This window comes from Vibrio sp. GJ43-1, assembly GCF_055808835.1.
Genome location: NZ_CM147884.1, coordinates 2,411,750 through 2,438,088 on the forward strand (window position 1 = coordinate 2,411,750; position 26,339 = coordinate 2,438,088).

21 protein-coding genes and 3 pseudogenes are annotated in these 26,339 nt (G+C 45.5%); 13 read left to right on the forward strand and 11 right to left on the reverse strand.

Going from position 1 to position 26,339, the window contains the following annotated elements; translation table 11 throughout:
- The first annotated feature begins 7 nt into the window (after positions 1 to 7).
- Genes AC0L66_RS11550 through AC0L66_RS11570 form a run of 5 tightly spaced genes read left to right on the forward strand, consistent with a single transcriptional unit; the run spans position 8 to position 3,592 of the window.
- Positions 8 to 151 carry a hypothetical protein gene (locus tag AC0L66_RS11550; protein ID WP_473567406.1) on the forward strand — a complete coding sequence of 48 codons (144 nt, stop codon included), beginning with the start codon at positions 8 to 10 and terminating at the stop codon, positions 149 to 151.
- 16 nt (positions 152 to 167) lie between these two features.
- Positions 168 to 773: an ATP-binding cassette domain-containing protein gene (locus AC0L66_RS11555; RefSeq protein WP_473567408.1), complete on the forward strand. Its 606-nt coding sequence runs from the start codon at positions 168 to 170 to the stop codon at positions 771 to 773.
- Positions 754 to 1,518 (forward strand): ATP-binding cassette domain-containing protein, encoded by a 765-nt coding sequence (locus AC0L66_RS11560; protein ID WP_473567410.1) that lies wholly within the window; start codon positions 754 to 756, stop codon positions 1,516 to 1,518. Before AC0L66_RS11555 ends, AC0L66_RS11560 begins: the two co-directional genes overlap by 20 nt.
- A complete protein-coding gene (locus tag AC0L66_RS11565) occupies positions 1,518 to 2,543 on the forward strand; it encodes an ABC transporter permease (RefSeq protein WP_265675599.1) in 1,026 nt (341 codons plus the stop codon). The genes AC0L66_RS11560 and AC0L66_RS11565 overlap by 1 nt, the downstream gene beginning before the upstream one ends.
- Before the next feature lie 14 nt (positions 2,544 to 2,557).
- Positions 2,558 to 3,592, forward strand: a complete 1,035-nt coding sequence (locus AC0L66_RS11570; RefSeq protein ID WP_265675600.1) for an ABC transporter permease — start codon at positions 2,558 to 2,560, stop codon at positions 3,590 to 3,592.
- 229 nt (positions 3,593 to 3,821) lie between these two features.
- On the opposite strand, the gene AC0L66_RS11575 is transcribed toward AC0L66_RS11570, so the two are convergent.
- Entirely contained in the window at positions 3,822 to 4,832 is a 1,011-nt protein-coding gene (locus AC0L66_RS11575; RefSeq protein ID WP_265675601.1) for an arginine deiminase-related protein, read from the reverse strand.
- 180 nt (positions 4,833 to 5,012) lie between these two features.
- A complete protein-coding gene (locus AC0L66_RS11580) occupies positions 5,013 to 6,389 on the reverse strand; it encodes an aldehyde dehydrogenase EutE (RefSeq protein WP_265675602.1) in 1,377 nt (458 codons plus the stop codon).
- A 551-nt stretch (positions 6,390 to 6,940) separates the two neighbouring features.
- On the opposite strand from AC0L66_RS11580, the gene AC0L66_RS11585 reads away from it, so the two are divergent.
- Genes AC0L66_RS11585 through AC0L66_RS11595 form a run of 3 tightly spaced genes read left to right on the forward strand, consistent with a single transcriptional unit; the run spans position 6,941 to position 8,571 of the window.
- Positions 6,941 to 7,273 (forward strand): hypothetical protein, encoded by a 333-nt coding sequence (locus AC0L66_RS11585; protein WP_473567413.1) that lies wholly within the window; start codon positions 6,941 to 6,943, stop codon positions 7,271 to 7,273.
- Complete coding sequence (locus tag AC0L66_RS11590; protein WP_473567415.1) at positions 7,248 to 7,934, forward strand: hypothetical protein; 687 nt, start codon at positions 7,248 to 7,250, stop codon at positions 7,932 to 7,934. The genes AC0L66_RS11585 and AC0L66_RS11590 overlap by 26 nt, the downstream gene beginning before the upstream one ends.
- Complete coding sequence (locus tag AC0L66_RS11595) at positions 7,927 to 8,571, forward strand: hypothetical protein (RefSeq protein ID WP_473569237.1); 645 nt, start codon at positions 7,927 to 7,929, stop codon at positions 8,569 to 8,571. Before AC0L66_RS11590 ends, AC0L66_RS11595 begins: the two co-directional genes overlap by 8 nt.
- 131 nt (positions 8,572 to 8,702) lie before the next feature.
- On the opposite strand, the gene AC0L66_RS11600 is transcribed toward AC0L66_RS11595, so the two are convergent.
- Entirely contained in the window at positions 8,703 to 9,443 is a 741-nt protein-coding gene (locus AC0L66_RS11600; protein ID WP_265676893.1) for a sulfite exporter TauE/SafE family protein, read from the reverse strand.
- Between the two features lie 442 nt (positions 9,444 to 9,885).
- Between AC0L66_RS11600 and hpfG the strand changes: the two are divergent.
- The 4 genes and pseudogenes from hpfG to hpfH all read left to right on the forward strand — a co-directional run.
- Positions 9,886 to 11,697, forward strand: a pseudogene (hpfG, locus tag AC0L66_RS11605) ((2S)-3-sulfopropanediol dehydratase); the annotation flags it as partial.
- A 98-nt stretch (positions 11,698 to 11,795) separates the two neighbouring features.
- A pseudogene (locus AC0L66_RS11610) lies at positions 11,796 to 11,930 on the forward strand (hypothetical protein); the annotation flags it as partial.
- 27 nt (positions 11,931 to 11,957) lie between these two features.
- The gene (locus AC0L66_RS11615; protein ID WP_473569239.1) at positions 11,958 to 12,419 is read left to right on the forward strand and encodes a glycine radical domain-containing protein; all 462 of its coding nucleotides are present in this window, start codon (positions 11,958 to 11,960) and stop codon (positions 12,417 to 12,419) included.
- Between the two features lie 70 nt (positions 12,420 to 12,489).
- Positions 12,490 to 13,443, forward strand: a complete 954-nt coding sequence (hpfH, locus tag AC0L66_RS11620; protein WP_265676895.1) for a (2S)-3-sulfopropanediol dehydratase activating enzyme — start codon at positions 12,490 to 12,492, stop codon at positions 13,441 to 13,443.
- 132 nt (positions 13,444 to 13,575) lie between these two features.
- On the opposite strand, the gene ptsP is transcribed toward hpfH, so the two are convergent.
- From ptsP to dhaK, 3 genes and pseudogenes are all read right to left on the reverse strand, one after another.
- A complete protein-coding gene (gene ptsP, locus AC0L66_RS11625) occupies positions 13,576 to 15,975 on the reverse strand; it encodes a phosphoenolpyruvate--protein phosphotransferase (protein ID WP_473567417.1) in 2,400 nt (799 codons plus the stop codon).
- A 2-nt stretch (positions 15,976 to 15,977) separates the two neighbouring features.
- Entirely contained in the window at positions 15,978 to 16,613 is a 636-nt protein-coding gene (gene dhaL / locus AC0L66_RS11630; RefSeq protein ID WP_473567419.1) for a dihydroxyacetone kinase subunit DhaL, read from the reverse strand.
- 14 nt (positions 16,614 to 16,627) lie between these two features.
- Positions 16,628 to 17,687: pseudogene (dhaK, locus tag AC0L66_RS11635) on the reverse strand (dihydroxyacetone kinase subunit DhaK).
- Positions 17,688 to 18,035: 348 nt separating this feature from the next.
- Between dhaK and AC0L66_RS11640 the strand changes: the two are divergent.
- Positions 18,036 to 19,118, forward strand: a complete 1,083-nt coding sequence (locus tag AC0L66_RS11640) for a glycerol dehydrogenase (protein WP_265676899.1) — start codon at positions 18,036 to 18,038, stop codon at positions 19,116 to 19,118.
- 75 nt (positions 19,119 to 19,193) lie between these two features.
- Here AC0L66_RS11640 and dhaR read toward each other — a convergent pair whose 3' ends face one another.
- From dhaR to AC0L66_RS11665, 5 genes are all read right to left on the reverse strand, one after another.
- A complete protein-coding gene (gene dhaR, locus AC0L66_RS11645) occupies positions 19,194 to 21,119 on the reverse strand; it encodes a dihydroxyacetone kinase operon transcriptional regulator DhaR (protein ID WP_473567421.1) in 1,926 nt (641 codons plus the stop codon).
- 328 nt (positions 21,120 to 21,447) lie between these two features.
- Complete coding sequence (locus tag AC0L66_RS11650; protein ID WP_265676901.1) at positions 21,448 to 21,597, reverse strand: hypothetical protein; 150 nt, start codon at positions 21,595 to 21,597, stop codon at positions 21,448 to 21,450.
- A 225-nt stretch (positions 21,598 to 21,822) separates the two neighbouring features.
- The gene (locus tag AC0L66_RS11655; RefSeq protein ID WP_473567423.1) at positions 21,823 to 23,823 is read right to left on the reverse strand and encodes an alpha-glucosidase; all 2,001 of its coding nucleotides are present in this window, start codon (positions 23,821 to 23,823) and stop codon (positions 21,823 to 21,825) included.
- Positions 23,824 to 23,935: 112 nt separating this feature from the next.
- Complete coding sequence (locus AC0L66_RS11660; RefSeq protein WP_265676903.1) at positions 23,936 to 24,985, reverse strand: TRAP transporter substrate-binding protein; 1,050 nt, start codon at positions 24,983 to 24,985, stop codon at positions 23,936 to 23,938.
- A gap of 56 nt (positions 24,986 to 25,041) precedes the next feature.
- Entirely contained in the window at positions 25,042 to 26,331 is a 1,290-nt protein-coding gene (locus AC0L66_RS11665) for a TRAP transporter large permease (RefSeq protein WP_265676904.1), read from the reverse strand.
- Positions 26,332 to 26,339: the final 8 nt, after the last annotated feature.

Below are 26,339 nucleotides of genomic sequence, written 5' to 3' on the forward strand. Positions count from 1 at the left end.
GATCATCTTGAATAGTCACAATTCAACACCCGCTCTGTCTATTGAAGGGCTTATTAAAGACTACCCCGGTGTGAGGGCGGTGAATGACGTTAGCTTTTCCATTGAGCGAAGTACCGTTCATTGTTTAATTGGCGAAAATGGTGCTTGGTAAATCAACGTTAGTCAAAATGATAACAGGTGCCATACAACCCACTCAGGGTACGATGAAAGTCAATGGCCGAGATTACAAGCCAACGGGTACTCAATCTGCACGTGAATCTGGCATTGCGACCCTATTTCAAGAGCTGCATGTGGTAGACGAACTAACGGTGCTTGAGAATCTGACGTTAGGCATGGAACAAAGTCGATTTGGTTTCCTCATTAAATCCGATCTTGAGCACCGAGTCATCGATACACTTGCCACTATCGAACCTTCCATTGATCCCTATGCGCGCGTATCAACCTTGGGTGTGGCGCAAAAACAGATCATCGAAATCGCACGCGCCGCGTCATCGGGTGCCAACGTTATTATTATGGATGAGCCCACCGCTGCTCTTTCTGAAAGAGAAGTCGAAAGGCTATTTACTGTTATTCGACGTCTGCAAGAGCAAAGCGTGACAGTGATTTACATTTCTCACAAACTCGATGAGATTCTCGCCTTGGGTGATCAAGTAACGGTGATGCGCGATGGCAAACACATCGCGACAAAGCCGATGCCTGAAGTCAAAGGACGAGCCGAGCTGATTGATATGATGATCGGTCGTAGCATCATGCATGATTACTTCTCCTCGTGACGCCATTACCAATGACGTATTTTTAGCGGCGCAACGCCTCAATAATCATCGACTGAAAAATGTGTCGTTTGATATTAAAAAAGGGGAAATCGTCGGATTTTATGGGCTAGTTGGCGCTGGCAAAACAGAAATTGCCCGCGCAATTTTTGGTGCCGATAAAGTATCTGGCACCATTCGTCTCAACGGAAAAGACGTCGGCAACTCACCAAAAGAAGCCATTGCCGCAGGTATTGCGTTAGTACCCGAAGAACGCCGAACGCAAGGTCTATTCACCAACTTAACCATTCGCGAAAATATTCCGGTGATGAACTTACCGCGAATGTCCGATTTTGGCGTATTTAGAGAAAACGATGAGCTCAACGCCGCCATGGACTATGTTGAGAAGCTGTCTATCGCGACCAGCTCTATCGAAAAACATACTGAAAAACTGTCCGGCGGCAACCAACAAAAAGTCGTGATCGCCAAATGTCTTTTTTCTCAAGCCAAGTTACTACTGCTCGACGAGCCTACACGCGGTGTTGACGTTGGTGCCAAGAAAGAAATTTATGATTTAGTCAAAAACTTAGCCGACGAAGGCAATTCGGTCGCAGTATTTTCCACAGAGCTTGAAGAGATCCTTGGCGTGTGTGACCGGATTTTCTTGCTCTACGATGGCGCGCTGGTTTCAGAGATTCAAAACGGACCCAATGTAGACACAAACTATATTTTGAATGCCGCCACGGGTGGCCTTGAGGAGGCAGTATAATGAACACGTCGGTTAAGCGTAATCCCTCTCCCGTCGAATATCGACGGACAAGCGACCAAATGTACATTACCTTACTGGTTGCCTTTGTCGCTATCGGACTCTTTTTAGTGGCCTCTGCTTTTGTACCTAACTTCTTCCAAGTTCAAAACATGTTGAATTTAATCACCAATAACTGGGCGGTCATATCGCTTGGGGTTGGCGTTTCTTTCTTGCTTGTTTCGGGCAACTTTGACCTCTCCGTTGGCGGTATTGTGGCACTTTCAGGAGTACTATCGGTTTGGTTTGCACAAGCCATTGGTGGCGGCTCTGCGCTATCAACCGGGCTTGGCTTACCCTATTGGATGGCCATTGTCGGGGCACTACTAGGGGCACTCGCCATCGGCGGACTCAATGCGCTGTTTGTGGTGAAGTTCCGCATCCCGTCAATCATTGTCACCTTAGGCACAATGATGGTCGCACGCGGTATCGCACAAGTCATCACCCAAGGCTCGCAACGTAATACTAACCTTCCCGAAGAATTTGGTGTGCTGGGCAATCTAAAAGTGTTCGATACCTCTATGCAGTTCCCTGTGTTATTCATGTTAATACTCTTCTTCGTCGCAATCTTTATTGAGCGCAAGACCGTCTTTGGTCGCATCACCTACTGGATTGGCGCCAACCCAGAAGCGGCAAAGCTGTCTGGCATCGATAACGCTAAACACATCACTTACTTGTATCTGTTTAGCGCGTTGATCGCAGGCATTGTAGGCGTTTTATTGTCTTCAGAATTCAAATCTGGCTTTTCTAATCGAGGGCTTTTAATGGAATTTGATGCATTAGTGATTGCACTACTTGGCGGAATAGCGATAGCAGGTGGATTCGGCTCGGTTATTGGCATGTTCTTCGGCGCTATTATTTTAGCCGTGGTGACCTCGGCAGCGACCGGGTTAACACTCTCGCCAGATTGGCAATTCATTCTTAAAGCGGTCGCGGTATTTCTAGCGATCACCGCGCAAACATGGGCGCTGTCCCTCAGAAATAAATAAGGAAGGTGAGGGTTATGTCTGATTCAACTAAATCACTGAGTATGGCGCCCACGTTTAGTGGACAACTGGTTAAATTTATTGCCAATTACTATATCTATTTTGTACTGGCGGCGATCGTTATTTTCTTAAGTAGCATCAACCTAGAACAATATGCGTTGTTTGAACGTGGCAACTTTCTCTATAAGAAAAATGTCATCAATATTCTGCGTGTGTCTGCGCCCATTTTAGTCTTGGCTGGCGCATTTACGTTACTTATGGTCTCGGGTTATATCGATTTATCGGTTGGCAGCACCATGGGCCTCACTGCGGTTATCTACGCGCTACTGGCCATTAATGGCGTGCCTTTTTGGGCGGCATTTTCCATTACTGTTTTTTGTGGCGTATTACTGGGGGCATTTAATGGCTTATTGGTGGTGAAGTTTAATATCACCCCAGTGATTGCCACACTGATTACGCTCAGTTTGTACAAAGGCATAGCGTTACTGTTAGTACAAGATGGGGTGTCCGCCATCAAATCAATAGGCGACTTAAAAATGCCAGCATGGTTCAACGACTATGGTCGTGATGCTGTATTACTTGGTCTGCCGATGGCATTTTGGGTTGCCGTGGGCGTCACCGCGTTATTAATCATCCTGCAAAACCGCTCATTACTTGGCAAGTACGCGGCGGCAACAGGTGGTAACCCAACCGCGGCTAAGCTTTCTGGCATTAAAACCGGGCTTGTGGTGTTTAGCTTATACGCCATAGTAGGGGCAACGGCCGCACTTGCTGGGATTGCACGTTCTAGTTTCATGTCTTTAGGTGATCCACTGTCTGGCGATGGCATGGAGCTGACGGCCATTTTGGTGGTTCTCATTGGTGGCACCGCTTTTAGTGGCGGCGAAGGAAAGGTATTACGTTCGTTTGTAGGCGCGCTGATCATCATGACGCTGACTGTCGGTATGCTAACGCTGGTACCTGCCTATTACCAAACACTCGTTATTGGTGGCGCTTTGCTTGCGGCGGCGGCCTCTAACCATTTGGTGAGCCGCAAGCGAAACGAAGCCTAACCAGACTATCGCCCCATGATATGTAAGCGCGAAGATAAATATCATGGCTATGTCTTCACTGTTATCAAGCGAGCTAAAAACAAAAAAGGTTAGCCTATCAATAGGCTAACCTTTTTTTCTATACCCTGTCTAACTCTATGTACTTATCATATTTTTATCAAAATATGGCTCATGATATATCAGCTCACTATGACCAGTAGCGACACCATTAACCATGAGATTCCGTTGGCTAGTCCTCTCTCACCAACGCAGCGTGGCTGCAACGCATACCACCACCAGTCGCGTGGTTGGTTTCCGTCATATCCGAGTAAAGGACTTCAATACCTTTGGCTTCTAACTGCTTACCAATATGGGCAAACTCTGGTGACATCGCGTAAACACCTTCGCCAAGCGGCAAACCATTACAGGCATCTATGCGTGCTTCTTCTAACGTGCAGTCCACGATATCCCAATCTTTAATCAGTTCCGGTAGACCATTTGGAAAAGCATCACGACACACCAACGCTAACCCTTCTCTAGGTAAAGAGAGACAGCAATCTAAGTGCATCACTTCCGGGCTGTATTCAACAAAATGTACCGTCCACCCTTCTGAACTCAATAGATCAGCCGCCCATTGCAGCCCTAGCATATTCGAATCGACACCATTATAACCAAGCAACACGTTGTTGTTCCCCATGACAAACACATCACCACCTGTCAAAAATGGGCCTTTGCCACCTTCTACGCAATGGGTGTCCGTTTGAGGGGTTGGTATGGTTACCCATTTGGCGTCAGTGCCGCTAATACGCTCGTTAAGAATATGACGATAAGTAAACACATCTTTATGGCGCATAGGAAAACGATTAGCCCCTTCTATCACCACCTTGCCGACAACAGAGAGAGGGTCTTTGACAAACAGCGCCCCAACACCGGGCTCTTTATATTGTAATTCTTCTGCTGTTAGTAGCCTTGGTCGATGCACCTTAATACCGCGACCTTCAAGCAGATTAACCCAGTCTTCGACTTCTTTTAGAATTTTCTTAAAGCGCACGGGATCGGCTTCGGCGTACGGCTTTCCTGCGTTAGCCAGAATCTTATCGCGATCTGGCTTATTGAATATCCCCATACGGGCAGCCAACGCTTTACTAATTGTCGGGTATGCGAGCTGATCAACCCGACCAATGATCACTTCCTTGAGCACGCCCCACTCAGAGCCAACCCAAATATCGGTTGCCGTTGTTTCGTTAAGTTTATTTTGCATGATATTCACCTTATTGCCTTATGCATTGCTATCTAAGGTCAGCATGTCATCACTGTTGGATACGGCATAATCAGACTCTGATATGACAGCCTCTGCGCAGATTGCTCTTCCAAACAGACCACTTTTAGGCACAAAAAAAGACGCCAAAAGGCGTCTTTTTTAAAACGGTAAATCGAACCATTAAACGATACGTAGACCGCCTTGAGCGATAGCAAAACGACGAGCACGCGTGTAAGACAGCGCATTGGTGATGCCTTCACCTGTTGGGCCTGCTATCGTGAACGTTGACGTGCCTTCTGCGTTGTAACCCACACCAGAGAGTGTTGGGCCATTGTGCGCAAAGATAGTGGTGTTAACCGCGCGACCAAACTTAGTCACGTTGTCAATGTTACCTGAGTAGATGCAAGAAGAATGCTTGTTACCACGCTCTGCAGCGACAGCGCGCTCAACCGCTTCATCGATATCTTTACAGATAACCACTGGCAGTACTGGCATCATTTGCTCAACGTGTACAAGTGGGTGATCATTCTCAACAAGCATAACCGCAAGACGAGTATCCGATTCAACACCAATAGACTTCAGGATGTCGCCAGCGTCTTGACCAACATGCTGCTTCACCGGGTGCCACACGCGTGCGATTTCATGCGCAGTACAAGGCTTAGCGCCTTCAAATTCATCAAGCGTTAGAATTTGCTCGGTTAGCTTCTCTGCTTCTTCTGCTGATAGAACGTAAGCGCCAACTTCTTCTAGCTTGTCTAAGAATGCATCCGCCACAGACTCTTCAACAAAGACTTCTTTCTCACCGATACACAATAAGTTGTTATCAAACGATGCGCCACCGTATACGCCAGCAGCAGCAAGGTCTAGGTTAGCAGAAGCGTCGACAATGACAGGTGGGTTACCTGCGCCAGCGCCAATACCTTTCTTACCCGATTGTAGGATAGCTTTAACAAGACCCGGACCACCCGTGCCAACCAACATGTTGATAAGCGGTGATTTAGCGATTTCGTTTAGTGTTTCTAGCGTTGGCTCTTTCACCATAGTGATAAGGTTTTCTGGGCCGCCCGCTTCAACGATCGCCGTGTTTAGCATGTCAATCATGACCGCAGACACCACTTTAGAAGAAGGGTGAACGTTAAACGTCACTGCGTTACCACCCGCTAACATAGAGATAGCGTTATTCACAATGGTTTCTGTTGGGTTAGTCACTGGCGTTACTGCGCCAATCACACCGTATGGTGCGCGCTCACCCAAAGAGATGCCGTTGTCGCCCGACCATACTTCTGTATCTAAAATTTCAGTACCAGGCGTTTTCATCGCCGTTAGGTGATGCTTAGCGATTTTGTCTTCAACGCGGCCTAATTTCGTCTCTTCACGTACCATCTTCGCGAAGTCTTCTGCACGCGCTAACACTGCGCCACGAATAGCAACAATAATGGCTTCGCGATCTTCTTTCGTAGAGTTCACATAAAACTCTTGTTGAGCTTTGTGGGTTGCTTCAATCGCAGCGTCCACTGTCGCGAATACACCTTTAGCGTTATTGATATCAAAAGACATGATGATGACCTCGTAAAATTGGGTACTTCGAAGAGCCAGAAATAGTTTTATCTCTCTTCAACTTATTCGCTGAGATTTTATTTAGTCGGACTCGGCCTACAGGGGAAAGCGTCGTCGGACTCACAGCGTCTTCTCAAACGGCTATAATCTAACCTGATTATTCACCAGAACACTGTCACTGGGCGTCAGCTTATTTGACCAAGAACCCGAACTTTATCAAGCATGTTACTTGACTCCCCCTTCGCAAATTCAATGTGTATCTAAAGATCAGCACCTTACCTCACTGACCTGCCCGGTAGCGTCTATTTGAAGGGCGATGTAAGTTACGTAAATAACCCTAGCGCTTTGCTGTCACCTAGGGTGCCGCTACTCAATCATTTTGGTGTCCAGAACAATAAAACAGCGATTATTCATAGCGTTAACACCAAGCGTAAGATTAATTGACCCTGAGTGACGTGTTGAGTTTTTAGCCGCCAGATAAACTAGTGGTCATCAAGCAATGCTTACAAACAGCATGCCTACCAATTGAAACGATCTCGTGAGGAACGAATATGAAAAATCATGCGCTTTTAGAAGAATCTGTAAAGCAACTGAGCACTATTTTAGAGACTCAGCAACAACTGTTGGACGAGCATAAAGCGAACCAAAACTATGCTGAACGCCTCGAAAATATTCTTACTCCTACTGACGAGCTAAGCACTCAAGGCGACGACTTATACATCGGCGGTTGCAAAGCCTCTGATCTTATCGAGCAATACGGTAGCCCGCTATTCGTACTAAGCGAAGACACACTGCGTAACAACCTACGTCGTGTTAAGAACGCTTTCGGCAACTACTGGCCAAAGCTTAGTAAACGTTATGTTTGCTATCAAATCAAACACTAACTTCGCGGTTCGTGCTATTTGTAACGAAGAAGGCGTAGGCGGTGACTGTTTTGGTCCTGGTGAAGTGGAAGCGACTCACTACGCTGGTGCCGACCCAAAAACGATTGCACTTAACGGTACGGTTAAGCCTGAGCTTGCTATCCGTAAAGCAATTGAATACGGCTACGCGGTTCACCTAGATTCTTATGAAGAAATTGAAATCGTTGAGCGTATCGCTCGCGAAGTGAAGCCAACTGAAAAAGTTCGCATCGCCGTTCGTCTAAAAGTTATCCCAGAAGATTTCTTCAACGACTTCGAACCAGACGCATACCCGTTCCCTAACTTCATCGGCGCGATGAAATGGATTAAATTCGGCCTTCTTAAAGAAGAAGCGAAGAAGATTGTTAACCGCGTGAAAGAAATCGATGTATTTGAATTCTACGGTTTCCACACTCACCTAGGTCGTTTCTCTAAGCAACCTGAAGGTTGGGATGCGCTTTACCGTGAATACGCACGTAACATCATTGAGATCTCTCGTGAGTGTGGCGTGCAACCTTTCCAATGTGACCTAGGCGGCGGTTGGCCACGTGAGCGTGAGCCAGAGTGTCGTAGCAAAGAGCACATGATGAACTCAAACACTATCGAAGACTACGCGAAAATCGTCTGTGCCGAGTATGCTTGAAGAGTTCAACAAAGAAGGCTTTGAAGTCCCACAACTGTGGTTAGAACCTGGCCGTTACATCGCTGGTAACATCGGTACACTGCTAACGTCTGTCTACGTGGTGAAAGATGACCAAGAGATGGACTACACGTACACCATGGTAGACGCGTCGACTTACCTAGCAACGCTAGTGGAATCTCAAGAGTCTAAGAACCCAGTGCTTCCAGCGAACAAGATGACACAACCGCTTGTTGATAGAACCACTGAAATCGCAGGCCCTATCTGCATCCCATCAATCTGGGAAAGCGGCGCACGCATGCCTAAGCTGGTACCAAATGACGTACTGGCTATCATGGATGTGGGTCACTACGCAGAGTCTCAAGCAAGCCAGTTCAACTCACTGCCACGCCCTGCAACGGTACTGGTTAAAGACGGCGAAGCTGAGCTAATCAAACGTGCTGAAACAGTAGAAGACGTATTTGCCACGCAAATCCTTCCAGAGCGTTTTGTAAAAGCAAAAGCTGAGATTGAAAAGAAAATGGCGAAGCCAGCAGCGAAAAAAGCGCCATCTAAGCGCAAAGTAGCCAAAACGCCTAGCTATGCTAAAGCGGCAAAAGCAGCGAAAAAACCAAGTAAGTCACTTAGCGATCAGTACTAACACGACGTACTGAACTTATGATAAAAAGCGCCCAATGGGCGCTTTTTTGCGTGTAGGTATTCAATGAAGAATGAGTTCACTCAGATAAGTCCCTTAGATTTTCCAAGTCAATACCTACATAGCAACACTTGTTAAAAATGAACATTTTTTACCACCAGCATACAACCAATCACTAACAAGAAAATATGAACAATTCGATGGTAATCAATTTTGTATTTATGCAGAAAGTGATAGCCAATCATGCCGCCCGTTAAACCAATGATAAACGCAGGCATTGCAGACATCACCAACGACAAAACTTCTGCGGTGATCAGCCCTTCATTCCAAAAACTGACATTGGCACCAATCATTTGCAACATAAAGAAAAACGCTAATGTTGATTTCGTCTGATCAGCCGTCCACGGCTGCATTGACGTATATGCGATAACGGGAGGACCTGACTCACCTACGCTTGCCCCCAAAACGCCAGAAGTGAAACCCGCTCCCACCGTCACTGGAATAGATGTCTTCTTAAACAAAGGTTTAGTGGAGAGCAATGAATGTAAGCTAGAAGCAACTAGCACCACTCCCATCGTTAAAAGAATGTAATGAGAAGGCATAGTGGCCAACAGTTTTGCGCCAACAAAAGATGCAGGCACAGAACCAGCAAAAAGAATTAGCCCTGTTTGTCTTTGGATAGAATGACGCATTTTCCACACGATCGGTAGCGTGACTAACCAGCCAAAAATCCCAGCAATTGGCACAGCAGTTTGCGCGCCAACGATAAAAGAGAGTAGTGGTACTGACACAAGTGCCGAACCAAACCCCGTCAATCCTTGAGTAAAGCCAGCCAATGCAATGATCAGCGAAACGAATAGTAAAGTGGTGTCCATATGTCCTATTACTTAGCGGAAGAAGGTTAAGCACACTATAAACTCCACAGATTAAATAACCATTATACATGTCACATTTTGTTGTTTTATGTAAATTTACTTTCACACTTGTGATATTTTTCTCAGATATACTTAAAACCCTTCGTATAATGTAAGTATTCATACAAACACAAAACAATATGATTTGCACCTAGCTCACTTACCAATTTTAGATATTGTCCTAACGTAAGACCCTCCCATAGGCGGTTAATTTGGACCATTCCACTTAGATAGTCAGCAAAAGCTTAGATAACCAGCAAGAAAGCCGTCGTCAATCTGGTCGCCCTTGGCTCAATTTGACCAAAGTATCCGCTTTTCTATCGAAACGGGTAACCAACAAACGACTCCAAGAATTTCATCATTTTCATACATTATTAACGCTTTAAAATTTGAGAGGTAAACAATGGAGAACTTCCAAGCAGGAAATGAAAGCATATTTAGCATAAAGGCGAGCGCTCATACTCTGGCAAAAGGAGTCGACGAGTTCGATAAGATCTATGGTTTGGGCTACAAGGTTGGACATGAAGACTGGTCTCCCTACCCTCGTGTCAATTATTTACGACAAACCTTCCTCAATCGATCCTACGATATTGACGTTGAAAGGCTTCGGTTGGTCACTGAAGCGTATAAAAGATACGAAGCAGTACCTCGTATACTCCAGTGCGCCTACGCGTTTGAAAACATTCTTCATCACAGTACCTTATACATTTACGAACAAGACTTAATCGCGGGTGAGATCGCGGCGCCCGCTAAGGCCTCTCCGATCTATCCCGAGTTTTCAGCGGACTGGATCATTGACGAGATCACGCATGCCCCGTTTGAGGAGCGCAGTAACGACCAGTTCTATATTCGCAATGATGAGGATCGAGCCGAAATCCTCGAGTTATGTGCGTATTGGAAAGGGAAAAGTGCCAACGAAATCATCACTGCACATTTGGATGAAGACCAAAAGAAAGGCTCCCATATGGGAGAGAAAGTATTTCAAACCAACAACTATCATTTTGCTGGCATCGGTCACTTTGCCATGGATTTCAAAAAGCTTATGACGCTGGGCTACGATGGGATCTTAGAGCAGACAAGAACGTCATTTTCCAAATTATCAAAACAAGACCCTGACTTCTGTGACAAGAGAGATTACTACAAAGCAACCATTATCACGCTTGAAGCAGCAAAAACGTACATTTCGCGTTATGCAAGTCTTGCCAACACGTTGGCTAAAGAAGAGTCCGACCCTATAAGAAAACAAGAACTAGAAACGATGTCAACGAACTGCTATCAGATTTCCGGAGGTGTTCCAAAGAGCTTTTGGCAGGCGGTCCAGCTATTTAACTTTGCAGTCACACTCACTCAAATTGAAGGCAATGGTCATTCCATTTCTTATGGTCGTATGGATCAGTGGTTATTGCCCTTTTATCAAAAAGACATCAACGAACGTGGTGTGCCAAAAGCCTTCATTCTCGAATTGATTGAAGTGCTTTATGTCAAAATGAACAACCCAACGAAGTTAAAAGACAAAGGCACGGTGAAAGTGCGTAATGGGCGTGGTTTTGGCGGAGAAAGTCTTACCATAGGCGGCGTTGACGAAGCCGGGCAAGACGCCACCAATGACCTAACCATGCTAATGCTAGAAGCTTCCGCGCATACCAGAATGATGAATCCCTGGGTTTGTTTGAGGATGCATGAAAACACGCCTTACGAGCTAAAAATCAAGACCATCGAGTGTATCCGTGCTGGTTACGGACACCCTAAGCTCTTCAATGACGGTCCAGCAATTAAAGCCATGCAGGGAAAAGGTGTCACATTACAAGAAGCTCGTGATTATGCCGTGGTCGGTTGTGTTGAACCTACCATTCCCGGTAAAGAGCACGGTTGGCTTGACGCGGGGTATGTCAACACCGCAAAAATGATGGAAATGGTCATCAATGGCGGCCGCATTCTTTCGGGCCCAAATGCAGGTATGCAGTTGGGGCCCGATACTGGCAGCTTGGAAACCTACAAGACATTTGATGAGGTATTGGCCAGTGTCGACAAGCAGTTCGCGTATTGGTGTGATCAGTTGTGTAGCTGTCTAAACGTCACTGACAAAATCCATCGAATGATCAAACCAACCCCCTACATTTCAGCGTTCTTCGAAGGCTGCATTGAGTCAGGGCGCGATATGACCGCTGGAGGTGCGAAATACAATGGTACGGCGCCACAAGCGGCTGGAATCGCGACCTGCGCCGATTCATTAGCCACAATTAAAAAGTTAGTTTTTGACGATAAGAAGTACACCTGGCTGCCCAACTTCTCGATGCGGTTAAACATAACTGGGTGGGCTACGAAAAGCTGTACGCGCTCATCAATAGCTCGAAGATCCCTCATTATGGCAACGATATTGATGAAGCGGACGCGCTATTTGCGTTTATGTTTGAGTGCTACTGTCGCCATATCAAAGGACGAGAGAACCCACGAGGCGGTAAATTTAGCCCAGGGGTGTATACCGTAAATGCCAATGTAGGGATGGGACTTTATACCAATGCCACGCTTGATGGCCGTAAAAACAAAGAGCCTATCTCTGACAACATGGGACCAGTTCATACCGCTGGAGGCTCTCATGATATTCACGGCCCGACCGCAATCGTGAATTCTGTGACCAAAGTTGATCACAGTCTCGCGACTAACGGCACGCTACTCAACCTCAGATTCCCTGAAGATGCGGTATCAGGCATTGAGGGGAGAGACATACTTGGCAGCTTTATTGACGAATACATATCCAAACAAGGCATGCACGTTCAGTTCAACATCATGAGCTCTGAGAAAATGAAATCAGCGCAAAAGAACCCTGAACTTTATCGAGATATGTTGGTTCGTGTCGCGGGATACAGCGCTTACTTCGTCGAACTTGGCAAACCACTGCAAGACGACTTAATTCAGCGAACAGAACTTAGGTTCTAGTCAACACACACTAATAGTGTCAATGAGGTGGGTGCTTTGCGCCCACCTACCCACGATACCGAGGTTATTTGTGTCAAACCTAGCAACCGTTCTAAACGTACAACGATTTACCCTGCACGATGGTCCGGGTATTCGCACTGAGTTTTTTCTCAAAGGATGTCCGCTGCGCTGTGATTGGTGTGGAAACCCCGAGAGCTTTAACCGACGCACCGAAGTCGGTGTTTTTCATAACAAATGCATCACCAGCCAGCACTGTGGTTCATGTCTTGATGTCTGTCCTTCCCCTAATGCGCTTATCTTTTCCGATGCCAGCGTTCAAAAAGTAGCTCGAGACCAATGCTCGTCATGCCTTGCTTGTGCGGACGAATGCCCTTCAGAAGCCATCAAACAATGGGGGCAATCCATGTCCATTGATGAATGTATGCGACTGATCCGAAAAGACAAAGGGTTTTATCAACGTTCTGGAGGTGGCGTGACCGTTTCAGGCGGCGAGCCTCTATTACAAAGTAACTTTGTGTTAGAGCTCTTTAAGCTCTGTAAACAAGAAGGCATCCATACCTGTGTCGAATCGAGCTTCTTCGCCAATTGGAATCGAATTGAAAAACTACTGCCTTTTACCGACCTGTTTATTTCCGATATCAAGTTAATGGACAGTCAACGTCATAAACAGCACACAGGGGTCGATAATCGAAAGATACTCAACAACTTAAAAGCCCTGTCTCAATTCGATAAAGAGGTCATTTTAAGGATCCCAGTCATTCCATCGATAAACGATGACGATGACAATATGGAGGCCACTGCTGATTTCATCGTCAATGAATTGAATGGAAAAGTGAAAACGCTGCAACTTCTAAGCTTTATGCGCCTTGGCGAGGAAAAATATCATTCATTAGGGCTCACCTATCCAATGAAGGATCTGAAGTTTGAACGTCAAACCTTTCAAACACGGGTCAACCAGATCGCGGAGTATTTCATTCAACGAGGGGTCCATTGCACGGTAGGGACCAAAGAAAAAGGCGATTAATCTCCCGTTGTATAACGATAAGGCAAGTGATGAGACTTGTCGTTTCGCGTTTCACTCAACAACAATGGCATCAATAAAAAAGCCCAAACTGAAAAAGTTTGGGCTTTTCTCATTGCCAAGTTGCTCTAGGCACTAGGCACTAACAGCTTCAAGCGCACGAACGGTTTGCTTCAACGCTGGCAGCAAGGTTGAGCTGGCACTGAACTTACGAAGGCCAAGTTCCATCAACAACTGAGTCGCTTTGACGTCCCCCGCCATTTCTCCGCACATGCTGACTGAAATACCCGCTTTATTGGCTGACTGTATCGTCAATTCAATCGCCTTTAGTACCGCTGGCTCAAAATAGTTGACCAACTCAGACACCTCGGTATTCCCTCGGTCTGCCGCCATCACATATTGAGTCAGATCATTCGTACCAATAGAGAAGAAATCCACTTCCGCCGCCAATGCATCGGCATTAAATACTGCCGCAGGAACTTCAATCATGATACCAACGGATAGCCCCGCTTGCTCGACTCCTAACGCTTTACACTGTTTTGCAATTAACGCTTTTACCGCCCGAACTTCCGCGACAGTCGCAATCATTGGAATCATCAATTGGATGTTCGGCTGTGCTGCATGAGCTCTAATGAGCGCTCTCAATTGAGTTGCAAACAACGCTTCATGCTTTAGGCAGAGGCGAACACCGCGTTGACCTAAGAACGGGTTTTCCTCTTCAGGCATAGGGTATGCTGCCAAAGGCTTGTCACCGCCAACATCTAGGCTTCGAATCGTGATTGGATTGTCGCCAAACGCACGAGCAATTTGTGTGTAAACCGCATATTGCTCTTCTTCTGTCGGCAGTTCGGCTTTGTCTTGAAACAAGAACTCTGTGCGAAACAGCCCTACACCTTCAGCTCCATTTTCAAGCGCCGATTCTATATCTTCAGGTCCACCGATATTGGCAAGAGCTTGAATCTCAATACCATCTTGTGTCACAGCTTTGGTTTGTGCATGTTGCAATGCCAACTCTTGGGCCGCTAACCATTCATATCGTTTGCCATTAAGCTCTTCTTGCACCGCCTTTGACGGCGCAAACCAAAGTAAGCCACTAAAGCCATCAATGGTTATTTCATCGCCCGCTTTTACCTGCTCCAGGCAACCTTGCACTTTGACAACGGCTGGAATACCCATAGCACGAGCAAGGATTGCACTGTGAGAGGTTTTCCCACCCTCACTTAAACAGATCGCCACCACTTTCGACTTATCCAGACCTGCCACATCAGAAGGCATCAAATCTCGAGCAAGAAGCACGCTAGGTTCGTTGATGGTAATCGCTTTAGGCTTTTCACCGATTAAAACGATCATCACCTGGCGGCAGATGTCATAGACATCCGCTTCACGCTCACGCATGTACTGACTGTCAGCAGCCTGATACTGAGCAGCTAACGCCGTCATGACCTCTAACCAAGCTTGCTCAGCAATGACTTCAGCTGCGATTTTTGCCTCAACTTGCATCGCAATTTCTGGGTCGGCAAGCATCATAGCGTGGGCAGCAAAAATGTCACCGTGCGGCAATTTAGCCTGAGCTTCAAGGTGCTGATTAACCTCTGAAATTGCTCGTTCAACCTTGATAACTTCTTGCTCGGCGTTAACAAAATCGCGATTTGGAACATTGGGCATTTCCTGGATGAAGATAATCGCTGGTGCGGTCACAATGCCGCCGTTCACACTGATACCTGCCAGTGCCCCTTCGATATCAGTGTCGATGATTGGCTCCTCGCCAGACTCATTACTGTTATCGATCCCTTTTTCGACTTGCTCTGCTTCACCAAAATGTTGATTCGCCAGAACAACAAACGCATCTAATGCTCGTTGCGCCTCTGCGCCACTGGCGTAAAAGGTGATTTCGTCACCGCATCGCACACCAAGTTTAGCAATACTGTTAAGGCTCTTTGCACTCACTTGTTGCCCTGCTTTCTCTAACTGAACATCACAAGAGAATGGGGCAACACAACCTACAATGGCCGCGGCGGGTCGGGCATGAATACCGTGAGGGTTTTTCACAAGCCACTTAAAGGTTAACGCGTGAGTATCAGTCACGATGCAGTCAGGAGCCCCAACTGCTTCAACGGCTATTATCTCTTCACCTAGGTGTTCTTTTTTCACATCTAGCGCACTGCTTGCTTCTGCGATAACCGCATCAATCGGCAGCCCAGCCGCCGCCGCTACAGATGCCGCCATTGTTCCTTCAACAATAGGAGCGGAAACCAATACAACTTTGTTACGAATCTCATCATCTAGTAACTCTAGCGCCATTTCTGTACTGAGTAGTGCGCTACCGAGGTCCATTAGCACAACGGCACCACTCTCGTCACACACTTCTTCAATTGCACTCATGACTGCGATGGCATCGGTACCAATTGGATTTTCAGGATCATCGATCCCAGCTGCGATCGCGAGATTAGCCTTACCCTGCGTCATTTGAGTGGCCAGTTCGGCCACCCCTTCAGCTAATAGGCGACTATGCGATACGACTACAATGCCTACCATATTTACTTCCCTGCAATTGCCTGTCTTAAAGCTTTGATCATGAGTAACGATGACGTGGCACCCGGATCTTGATGACCAATGCTGCGTTCACCTAAATAACTTGCGCGCCCTTTCCTCGCTTGCATTTCAATTGTTGAAGTTGCGCTCTTTTCTGCCACTTCAACCATTTCATCAAGTAAGTGGTCTGGGCTCGTGCCGTTTTCTAAAGACGTTTTCATCTCATTGAGCACGGGTAGCCAGACGTCACACATCGTCTTGTCGCCTTGCTCTGCTTTACCGCGAGAGATAACACCATCTACCCCGCTCTTAAGATCATCAATCAGCTCTTGGAAGCTCAATGATTCTCGACTGCCCACTGATGCTGCCGTGCGGATAAAGAGAGTCCCGTACAATGGTCCGCTTGCACCACCAACGCTTGAAAGCAGCGTCATACCCGTATTTTTCAAAATGGTTGAAATATTTTGCTTTTCAACCTTTGGTAATGTCTCTTTCACTTTCTTGAAACCACGGTTCATATTCAAGCCATGGTCAGCGTCACCAATATCACGGTCAAGATCCGTTAAAAAATCTTGATTATCTTCATACGTTACGGCGCAAAGCTCTAGCCAGTTAATAATATGTTGTTTTTCAATTTGCATCTGTTTCCCCTCGCCTACCACTTCATTGCTGCTGTATCTACTGGAGCGTCAAACAACTCGAGCATCTCTTTGTCCGTTTTAAGAAGTGTGATAGAAACACCCTCCATGTTCAGCGATGTACAATAGTTACCAACCAGGTTACGGGCGATACGGTACCCTTCTTTCTCGCAGTTATAAGCCAGACGGTTGTAGACACCGTACAACTCAGATTCAGGCGTTGCACCAAGCCCATTGACAATAGCGATGTAGTCATGATTAGTAACGAAATCTTCAACCGTTGACTCAACTTCATCCCACTCGCCTTCCACACGATTCCAAAGACGTAAAGTGCGGCTGTATGAAATATTTTCTTTAAGTTCTAGGAACATTTTGTCAACCAGTTCATCAGCACTAGTGAATTTTATGCGCTCAATACCCGGCTCACCGTGAATGCCAACACCAAACTCCACTTCATCGTCAGCAAGCTGGAATGACGGTTTGCCTGCAGCTGGAACCACACACGCATCAAGGGCCACACCGAATGAGCGACAGTTATTATTAATACGATGTGCCAGCGCTTCACATTTCTCTAGCGAATCCCCTTTATCGGCAGCGGCACCTACGATCTTTTCAACCAGTACCGTACCAGCAACGCCACGACGTCCAGCGGTATAGAGGCTGTCTTTCACCGCTACATCGTCATCAATCAGCACTGAGCCAACTTTAATCCCATCAGAGTGAAGCAGCTCCACAGCTGTTTCAAAGTTCAATACATCGCCAGTGTAGTTTTTAATGAAGAACAATACGCCTTCGCCCGTGTTTACTTGATTGCCACACTCATACATTTGGTCTGGTGTTGGTGACGTAAACACCTCACCTGGACAAGCCCCCGTCAACATCCCTTTACCAATGAAGCCGCATGTGTAGAGGTTCATGACCTGCACCGCCACCTGAAACAAGGGCAACTTGCCCTGGGGTTTCTTCATGCCACATATAACGTGGTTCGTAGTTGGCTTTTAATTGCGGGCGAGAGGCAGCAAGCCCTTCCATTTGCTCTTTTACAACGTCTTCAACACTATTGATTAGCTTTTTCATACCTTTTTCTCTTTTGTAATTTTAATGTTCGTTTAATTGGACTTATGTAACTTTTAATACATCATATGAACAAAACAGTCGGCAACAACGAAAATAATTTATGTTTCACATTGAAACGTTTTACTTTTTTTATTGTTCCACTTTGAAACACAAGCCCATATATTAAAAGCTTTTAGTGATCTACTCCAAGGTATAAATACCGACCATAATCTTGATAAACCACGCTTTGCTAGCTATGTCATAAAAACGACACTCACACTTGGGAATGGCTTAGTAAATTAAGATTTTCTACCTATTATGGGCTCAACGTTGAAACAAAAAATAACCATTAACAGAAGGTCTGAAAAAATGGACAAAATAATTATTAGCCCGAGCAAATATGTTCAGGGTGAAAACGTATTAGGCGCTATCGCTAGCTATGTAAAAGCACTCGGTGCAAACCCACTTGCTATCGCTGATGAATTCGTTACCGATCTAGTGGGTAACACAGTAAAAGAAAGTTTTTCTCAACAAGAGATGCCGCTCGCGATGGATGTGTTTAACGGTGAGTGTTCACGCGTTGAAATTGACCGACTGACTGATATCTGTGCCACTCAGAAAAACGACGTCATTATAGGTATTGGTGGTGGTAAAACTCTAGATACCGCTAAGTCGGTTGCTTTCTTCACCAAGATCCCTGTCGTCGTGGTACCGACGATCGCCTCTACAGACGCGCCAACGAGCGCACTGGCTGTCATCTACACGCCTGAAGGCGAGTTTGCAGAATACCTATTGTTCCCGAAAAACCCAGACATGGTGGTCATGGACACGAAAGTCATCGCGGGAGCTCCGGTTCGTCTACTCGTAGCAGGTATGGGTGACGCATTGTCAACTTACTTCGAAGCTCGTGCAAACATGACTTCTGGCAAACCAACAATGGCTGGTGGCGCACCCACACGCTCAGCTCAAGCGTTGGCAAAACTGTGTTACGAAACACTCCTAGAAGATGGTCTAAAAGCTAAAGTCGCGGTTGAGAATGGGGTAAGTACCACAGCCGTTGAGAATATCATTGAGGCAAACACTTATCTAAGTGGTATTGGTTTTGAAAGTTCGGGCCTTGCCGCGGCGCACGCTATTCATAATGGTTTGACGAAGCTTGAAGAATGTCATCACCTCTACCACGGTGAAAAAGTCGCGTTTGGTACTCTTGTGCAGCTTGTGCTCGAGAATGCACCGATGGAAGAAATCAATACGGTGCTCAACTTCTGTAAAGAAGTCGGTCTACCAACTAACCTATTCGACATGGGCGTGAAAGAAATCAACAAAAACAAGCTGTTCGAAGTCGCCGAAGGTGCAACAGCAGAGGGTGAGACGATTCACAACATGCCATTCCCGGTAACTGCGGACAGTGTGTTTGCCGCTATCTTGACTGCACACCAGTTAGGGCAGTAACCATGAATTGGTAACACGTAAAAGGCTAGCAAATGCTAGCCTTTATTCATGACACGAATAAGAATTAAAAATCTTTCAGAGATCATCCAGTCCATACTTCTGGACTTTTCTCCATAACGTTGTTCGACCGATATTTAAGGCCTTCGCCATATCCTGCATTTTGCCATCAAACATGTTCCACGCTTGAATAATGGCTTTTTTTTCCACGTCTTCTAGCGTCAATATGTGTTTGCCATTTTTAGCTGCACTGTCATTAGCACCCGACTTAATCTCTTCAGGAAGATCGCCGAGGGTAATCATATTGGCACTACGATTAAGAAGAATTCGTTCCATTCGGCTTTTCAGTTCAGAGTTATTTCCTTTCCAATTAAACTGAACTAGAGCCTCCATCACGGTTCGCTCTATGGTAACGGCGACATTATGACGTTTTTCATAATTGCTGATCATCATCATCACCAAATGCTCAATGTCCTCTTTCCGCTTTCTAAGCGGTGGGATATTGAGCTCATTTGATGAGATTTCATAGTACAACTGGCGGCCAAAAGAGCGCTGGGCAACATACTCACTAATATCAGATGTCGTGCTGGTGAGCAGCTGAAAAGCCACTGGGATTAAGCGTTGGCTATCGCTTCGGCTTACCAAGCCGGCTTTAAGTAACTTTAGAATCACAGCCTGAAGCTCAGGGCTCATGTACTCAATCTTCTCCAGATACAAAGTGCCATTATGGGCGAGTTCAAATTTAGAAGGCAGCCCATGCCCATCTTCATCATCGTAGCCGAGCATCTCGCGAATCATGGCTTCTGAGGTCAAGGAACGACAGTTAATACTTATAAACGGCCCGTCTTTTTGATCACTTTCATTATGAATAGCCATGGCCAAATCGGACTTTCCTACCCCTTCTTCACCAGTAATAAGGATGGGAGACTTGGACTTTATAGCGCGCTTGGCAACCGTGATGATATGCTTCATACCTTTAGATTGAACGTTCAAGTTAGCAAAGGTATATTTGGCGCTCCCCCCGATTTGTTGCTGCGCCAGTTCTCTTATCTTATCAATCGGGTGCACAAACAATAATTTAGACCCATCCACAAGCGGCCGAAGAGTAATAATCGCTTCAACGAATTCACCGCTAATCTCTACCGTTGTTTGCTTACGACGAATAGTATTATTGTCTTCTATACTGCGCAAAATAGTGGGTGCAAAACGAACCACCGAAAAGATGTCTTTTTCAATCACATCCAACGTTTTGAATTTAAGCAAGCGCTCAGCCTGATGATTAGCCATCGTAATCCGATTTTCATCGTTCCAGGCCAACAATCCATCATCCATACACTCAAGCGTTGCATTGTGTGCATTGAGTAAACGATTCATGCTTTCTTGCTCGTTTTGAATATGAATTTGTAAGGCAATTTCTTTAGCACAGGAAGAAATAATCACGTGATTTTCTTTGCTGTATTCCTTTGCTCGTTTAAGTAATGAAATAGTGCCTCTCAAACGACCTAAGGTGTCAAAGATTGGCGCGGCGGTCGACGCATAAGGATGTAAATGGCGATTAAAATGCGCCGCAGCGTATACTTCTGCAGGCATATGCGTATTGAGTGTTAAGCTAATCGCGTTAGTGCCTACTTTACCTTCAGAAAAAAAGCAGCCTTTTTTAAAGCCTAACTCATTCACTTCACGCAGCAAATCATCATGCCCAATGGTAAACAACACACAGCCACTGTCATCTGTGACAAATAAAATGACCGCCTCGTCTCTAAGAAGATCATAAGTATCCTCAATGACGGTAGTGGCACAACTGATAACCCGCTCATTACGCTTGATTAAAGACTTTAATGTATACCCTGAAGCAACATGAGGTTTTGACCAATTATAGGGACTGGACTGTTTAGCACAGCGCTCCCACGACTCTAAGATGGGAGATAGCATAAATTCGGGAGACACCCAGTGGTGTTTCTGAAAAAACTCCCACTTCTTTTTATTATCTTCTATAGAAAGCATTGATGAACCAGAATTGTTCGTCTCGATAATCTGAGACAGAAATGAGTAGTGCGCATGATGTGCTGCATTGAGCAGATGACTTATTTTACTGACTTAAACCCGTTAGGAGAGTGATCGCATTCACAGCCTGAATGAGTAACAAAACTAATCTGTATAACACTGATCTTGGTCAGAGTTGCTGTGTATTAACAGCAATTTGACCCTTAAGTATTACGCTGTGTGACCTAAGCAGCACTAGAATCTAGGATCATATAAAAAGGAAGGCTTTTAAATTTTTTACTGCGGAGAACAGAGAATTCGCACGTCCATGTGTGCGTGACGTTTAGTGTTAAACCCAAGCTAGAGAAAGTAATAGTAAAGGTACCGCTATCGATGCGGCCATTTTCACTAAAGATAAGGTTTCACGAAGAATAACTTTTGATTTTGAATCAATGATTTGTGCGGGCTGAGTTAACGTCATGGTTGCTGAGTTGTTCATTATAGTACCTTTTAATTTGCGTAATAACCTGTGATTTATGTCGCAATTTTGCACTCTTTTGTGAGCTTCGTCAACCACAAGCTGTCACTTTTTGTTGTTTATTGTCTACATATGTAACTTAAAACAAATCAAAAAAACCCTGCACTACGGCAGGGCTTCAAATTATATTCTAACTATAATGATAACTGTATTCTAACTAGTTGTAATTATAGACATTTAATCCCATCAAGTAATGGTCGATAAGAAGACTCCTGTCGATAAAATACTGCTCGGTTTTCCAATCGGGGCATCAACGTCAACCCACCCACCTTCGAACACTTCACCGCTCCAAGCGTGAATCCACGTATCGTTTGGCAGATATAAGCGCTTCACGGTTTCACCTTGGTTATAGACAGGGGCAACAAGAATATCGCGGCCAAATAAATACTGGTACTTGATCTCGTAAGCCACATCATCTGCCTCATAGTGCATAAACAAAGGACGTTGAACAGGCACACCCTCTTGCGCGTTCAGCGCAACGGCATCCTTGATATAAGGCTTAAGATGAACAAATACGTTGGTCATCTTCGCCAAATGATTCATGGTTTCTGCGTCTGAGTCGTATTGATGATTATCGCCAGGACGGTTTCCTTCGTGACTTCTCATGATCGGCGTAAACGCCGCCATTTCAGCCCATCGTTGGAACAGCTCTTTCGTGCGCTTCATCCCATGTAATGTCGTATAGCCACCAATATCACTATGGTGGATCCCATTCCCCATCAAACCAGAAGAAAGTGCCGCTGGAATCACGGATGCTAGGCCATCATCAAGACACCAATCTACCGACTGGTCTCCGCCCCACAACGTATGGCAATAACCTTGGATACCGGCGCCACCAGCACGCATAAAGAACAGAATGTCATCCGTTTTATCGGCTTCCTCGATAGCCTCATGTTGAACTTTCGCCCAACGGTAAGGCCATTTATTATGCTCAATTTCAGCGCTCACCCCATTACTCAATGAACAGTCTGTAGGAAGATACTCGCCAAAGTCGCCCATCCAACCATCTAGGCCGAAGTCGATCATGTTGCTCTTAATAACACCTTTGTACCATTCACATGCTTCAGGACTCGTAAAATCAACCACACCGCAATAGAACTCACCAAAATCAACAACGTACTTCGACCCGTCTTCTTGCGTCGCTAAATACCCTTTCGCCTGCGCTTCATCATACAGCGGAAAATCTTCCAGGACATAGGGGTTAATGTAGCCAAGAAAACGCACTCCTTGCGCTTTTAACTCATGAATTCTGCTGTCCAGTTTAGGGTATAGGTCTTTATTCCATTGCCAATCCCATTGCAAGCGTTTGCCAAACGACGTCATCTTGATACCTTGCCAATCTTGACACCAAGCGCTAGCTACCTTAATACCTGCTTTCTTAGCCGCCTCAACTTTTGCTACGGTGATCTCTGTGCCACCTTGGATGCCAAGTATTACACCATCATGGACCCAATCTGGCATTTCAGGCTGTCGTCCAAATACCCCGGTAATGTTTGTCATCAATTGCGGGTAGTTATCCTCGGCATCAAACAAAATATACTGAGGAATATCCCATGCTTGCAGTTCATGGAAGTCCGAATTAGTAAAGTCAAAATCGGCATACGCTGTTGTTTCTAAATGGCAGAAGTACTTCTTGTCTGACACAAAAGTCGGCTGTGGGTAGTTTGTGGTGTAGTAATCGCCGCCGGCTTTGTCGTGTATATCAGCCTGCCACGTCACATAAGTATTCTTGTTACGACCCACACCCGGCTCCGACGACCAAAGTGGGAAATTTTTGCCGCGTAGATTTAGATACGTCAGCTGTTCACCACAACCAAATACACGCTCTTCTTCTGTTGCTGACACTCGCATCCAGAAACGGTTAAAGCGCTTGTCGATCGCTTCAAATTCTGCTTTCAGGCGTGACTCTTTTGTCTCGCCGACAATCATCTTGATGACTTCTTTGCCATCAAAGTAAAATCCAATGGAGTGACACTCTTTTCCTTCATTAGAGAAGGTTTCAACCTTAAATTGACGTAACGCTAAGCGTTCAGTCACATAATCTGTGATATCGAAGTTACCACGATACATATCAAAATTGCCTTCACCGATTCCCAGATAGATAGCGGGAGTTGATACGCTATGTTCAATAACGGTACGACCTTTGTGTTGCAAGGAAAAGCCTTGCTCTGTAACGATTAAATTCATCTCAGTTACCCATGTAATTCAAAAAGCCTGAACTAAAATAGTTTTAAGGAGGGCGCGATGGGGTTACCAAAGCGCCCTATTCTTTGTTCTTATTTATTAAGAAAATAAGGATTTACTTGAACTGAACTTTGTAATCAGCATCAATTTTCGCTTCACACGTTTTGATCTCGTTTTCAAAACGTTGCAGCCATTTCTCACCTTCTTTGCCAGCCGTCGTTAAGAAGTAATCCTTAACTGGGCCTGCGACTTTTCTGAATTCAGCGCGTTCTGCCGCTGTTGGGTTATAGATCGTACCATCAGCTTTGCGGAACTGTTCATATGCTTCAAATTCTTTATGTTTTGGATACGCGCGTAGGTACTGGTTTTGCGCGGCTACACCATCGATAAGAACGGCTTTTAGCTCATCAGACATGGATTTAAATTTCATATCGTTGAACACCCAAGCTCCCCCCATGTACGCGTGACCATCAAGGATGATGTAATCTAAACTTTCATGGAATTTGTTTTGAACAATATCAACAATGCCGTTTTTCGTGCCATCAACAACACCCGTCGAAAGTGCTGTATAGACTTCAGGCCAAGAGATTGGTGTTGGCGAGCCACCCAGCTCTTTAACCAGCTCTTGCTGGATTCGTGCAGGAACAGTACGAAGTTTTAACCCTTTAACATCATCAGGTGTGGTTACCTGCTTCTTGGTTGTCGCAATATTACGCCAACCACCAGAGTTCGATACCATCATTAGACGTACATTAGGTGCTCTTTTCAGCAGTTCACCACGAATATCGCTAACGAACGCTTCGTTATCGTACACACACTCAGCAACACGGTCATTTGGTAGCATGTAAGGTAAATCAAATGCGCCCACTGGTTGCCAAAAGTTCGCTAGTTCTGGAATAGTTGTTTGAAAGTAATCAAACATCCCTGCTTGAACCCCTGCAATACACTCTTTCGCGGTACCACACAGCTGACCTGAAGGATAGATATCAACTTCAATTGCACCGTTGGAGCGAGACTCTACAAAGTTTTTAAACACCAATAACGATTGATGGTTATAACTATCAAGGTTAGAAACATGAGGTACCGTCAATTTGTAGTCCGCTGAATAAGCGGCACTAGAAGCGAGTATGGCTGTGGCGGCAACGGCAAGTAGTGTTTTTTTCATTCTATATTCCTTTTATCTTTATAAGTTTTTATTTCACGTATTCTTTTAAATCAGCGCTACATCACGCCCAACAGCTTAGGTAGGCCTATTACTAATTCTGGGAAGAATGAGATTAAGAAGATGATCAAGAACTCCACAATCAAGAACGGAATGATCGCCTTTGAGATCTTTTGTAATGGCTCTCCAGACACCCCAGAGGCAACAAAGAGCACCAGCCCCATTGGCGGTGTAGCTAAACCAATAGACAAGTTCACACACATCACAACGCCAAAGTGAACAGGGTCAACGCCTGCATTAATCATGATTGGCGCAATAATAGGACCAAAGATTAGGATGGCAGGACCTGCATCTAAGAACATGCCAACGATGAATAAGAAAATGTTGATAATGAAGAACAACATTAATGGGTCACGAGTAATACTATTGAAGAACTCAGTCACCGTATTCGAAATACCAGAGAAACTGATTGCCGACGCAAAACCGCTCGCTGCAGCAACAATAATCAGTACGGCTGCCGCATTGACTGCCACTTTGGCAAACAATGCATACGTCGCTTTAATATTCGTTACCTTGATGACGTACACAGACAAGAAGATCGCATACGCTACAGCAACAGCTGCCGCTTCCGTTGGCGTAAAGATACCGCCATAGATACCGCCTAGAATAATGACAGGCGTAAGCAAAGGAAGAATGGCCAATTTCAAGCTTTGGCTGCGCTCAAGTTTTGTTGCACGAGGCAATGTTTGAACCTGTGGGTACTTACGAATTTGCATTCGGTTTACCAACATAAGGCCAACACAAAAGATGAACCCTGGGACAATACCTGCGATGAACATAGCCGCGACCGACGTATTCATGACAAATGCGTATAGCAGCATGAGTCCAGACGGTGGAATAATGTTACCCAATACAGTTGCTGCTGCCGTTAATGCTGCAGAGTAGCTTTTGTCGTATTTATATTTCGACATTTCAGGAATCAGCATGTTACCGATTGCCGATGTCGCCGCTACGGCAGAGCCAGTTAGCGCCCCAAACATGGTAGAAGCAAGAATAACAACGTGCCCTAGCCCACCACGCATGTGCTGAACGCGAGTCTGAGCAAAAGAAATAATACGTGGCGTAATACCGCCGCTCGACATGCACTCTCCGGCTAGCATAAAGAATGGCAGTGCTAGCAATAAGAAGTTATCCAAACCCGAGTACAAGCGCTGATACAGCATGTTGATGAATAGTACTTGGTCGTTTTGTATAAATGTGATGATTGGCGATAAACCTAAGGCCATCAACACAGGCACACCCATTAACAGGAATGCCATAAAATAAAGTAGGAAAATTGGGGAAACCATAACTTACC

Bases quoted from the DNA above. Each gene is read 5' to 3' on its own strand.
- AC0L66_RS11555 (WP_473567408.1), top strand. From the start codon at position 168: ATGATAACAGGTGCCATACAACCCACTCAGGGTACGATGAAAGTCAAT.
- AC0L66_RS11560 (WP_473567410.1), top strand. From the start codon at position 754: ATGATTACTTCTCCTCGTGACGCCATTACCAATGACGTATTTTTAGCG.
- AC0L66_RS11565 (WP_265675599.1), top strand. From the start codon at position 1,518: ATGAACACGTCGGTTAAGCGTAATCCCTCTCCCGTCGAATATCGACGG.
- AC0L66_RS11570 (WP_265675600.1), top strand. From the start codon at position 2,558: ATGTCTGATTCAACTAAATCACTGAGTATGGCGCCCACGTTTAGTGGA.
- AC0L66_RS11575 (WP_265675601.1), bottom strand. From the start codon at position 4,832: ATGCAAAATAAACTTAACGAAACAACGGCAACCGATATTTGGGTTGGC.
- AC0L66_RS11580 (WP_265675602.1), bottom strand. From the start codon at position 6,389: ATGTCTTTTGATATCAATAACGCTAAAGGTGTATTCGCGACAGTGGAC.
- AC0L66_RS11585 (WP_473567413.1), top strand. From the start codon at position 6,941: ATGAAAAATCATGCGCTTTTAGAAGAATCTGTAAAGCAACTGAGCACT.
- AC0L66_RS11590 (WP_473567415.1), top strand. From the start codon at position 7,248: ATGTTTGCTATCAAATCAAACACTAACTTCGCGGTTCGTGCTATTTGT.
- AC0L66_RS11595 (WP_473569237.1), top strand. From the start codon at position 7,927: ATGCTTGAAGAGTTCAACAAAGAAGGCTTTGAAGTCCCACAACTGTGG.
- AC0L66_RS11600 (WP_265676893.1), bottom strand. From the start codon at position 9,443: ATGGACACCACTTTACTATTCGTTTCGCTGATCATTGCATTGGCTGGC.
- ptsP (WP_473567417.1), bottom strand. From the start codon at position 15,975: ATGGTAGGCATTGTAGTCGTATCGCATAGTCGCCTATTAGCTGAAGGG.
- dhaL (WP_473567419.1), bottom strand. From the start codon at position 16,613: ATGCAAATTGAAAAACAACATATTATTAACTGGCTAGAGCTTTGCGCC.
- AC0L66_RS11640 (WP_265676899.1), top strand. From the start codon at position 18,036: ATGGACAAAATAATTATTAGCCCGAGCAAATATGTTCAGGGTGAAAAC.
- dhaR (WP_473567421.1), bottom strand. From the start codon at position 21,119: ATGCTTTCTATAGAAGATAATAAAAAGAAGTGGGAGTTTTTTCAGAAA.
- AC0L66_RS11650 (WP_265676901.1), bottom strand. From the start codon at position 21,597: ATGAACAACTCAGCAACCATGACGTTAACTCAGCCCGCACAAATCATT.
- AC0L66_RS11655 (WP_473567423.1), bottom strand. From the start codon at position 23,823: ATGAATTTAATCGTTACAGAGCAAGGCTTTTCCTTGCAACACAAAGGT.
- AC0L66_RS11660 (WP_265676903.1), bottom strand. From the start codon at position 24,985: ATGAAAAAAACACTACTTGCCGTTGCCGCCACAGCCATACTCGCTTCT.
- AC0L66_RS11665 (WP_265676904.1), bottom strand. From the start codon at position 26,331: ATGGTTTCCCCAATTTTCCTACTTTATTTTATGGCATTCCTGTTAATG.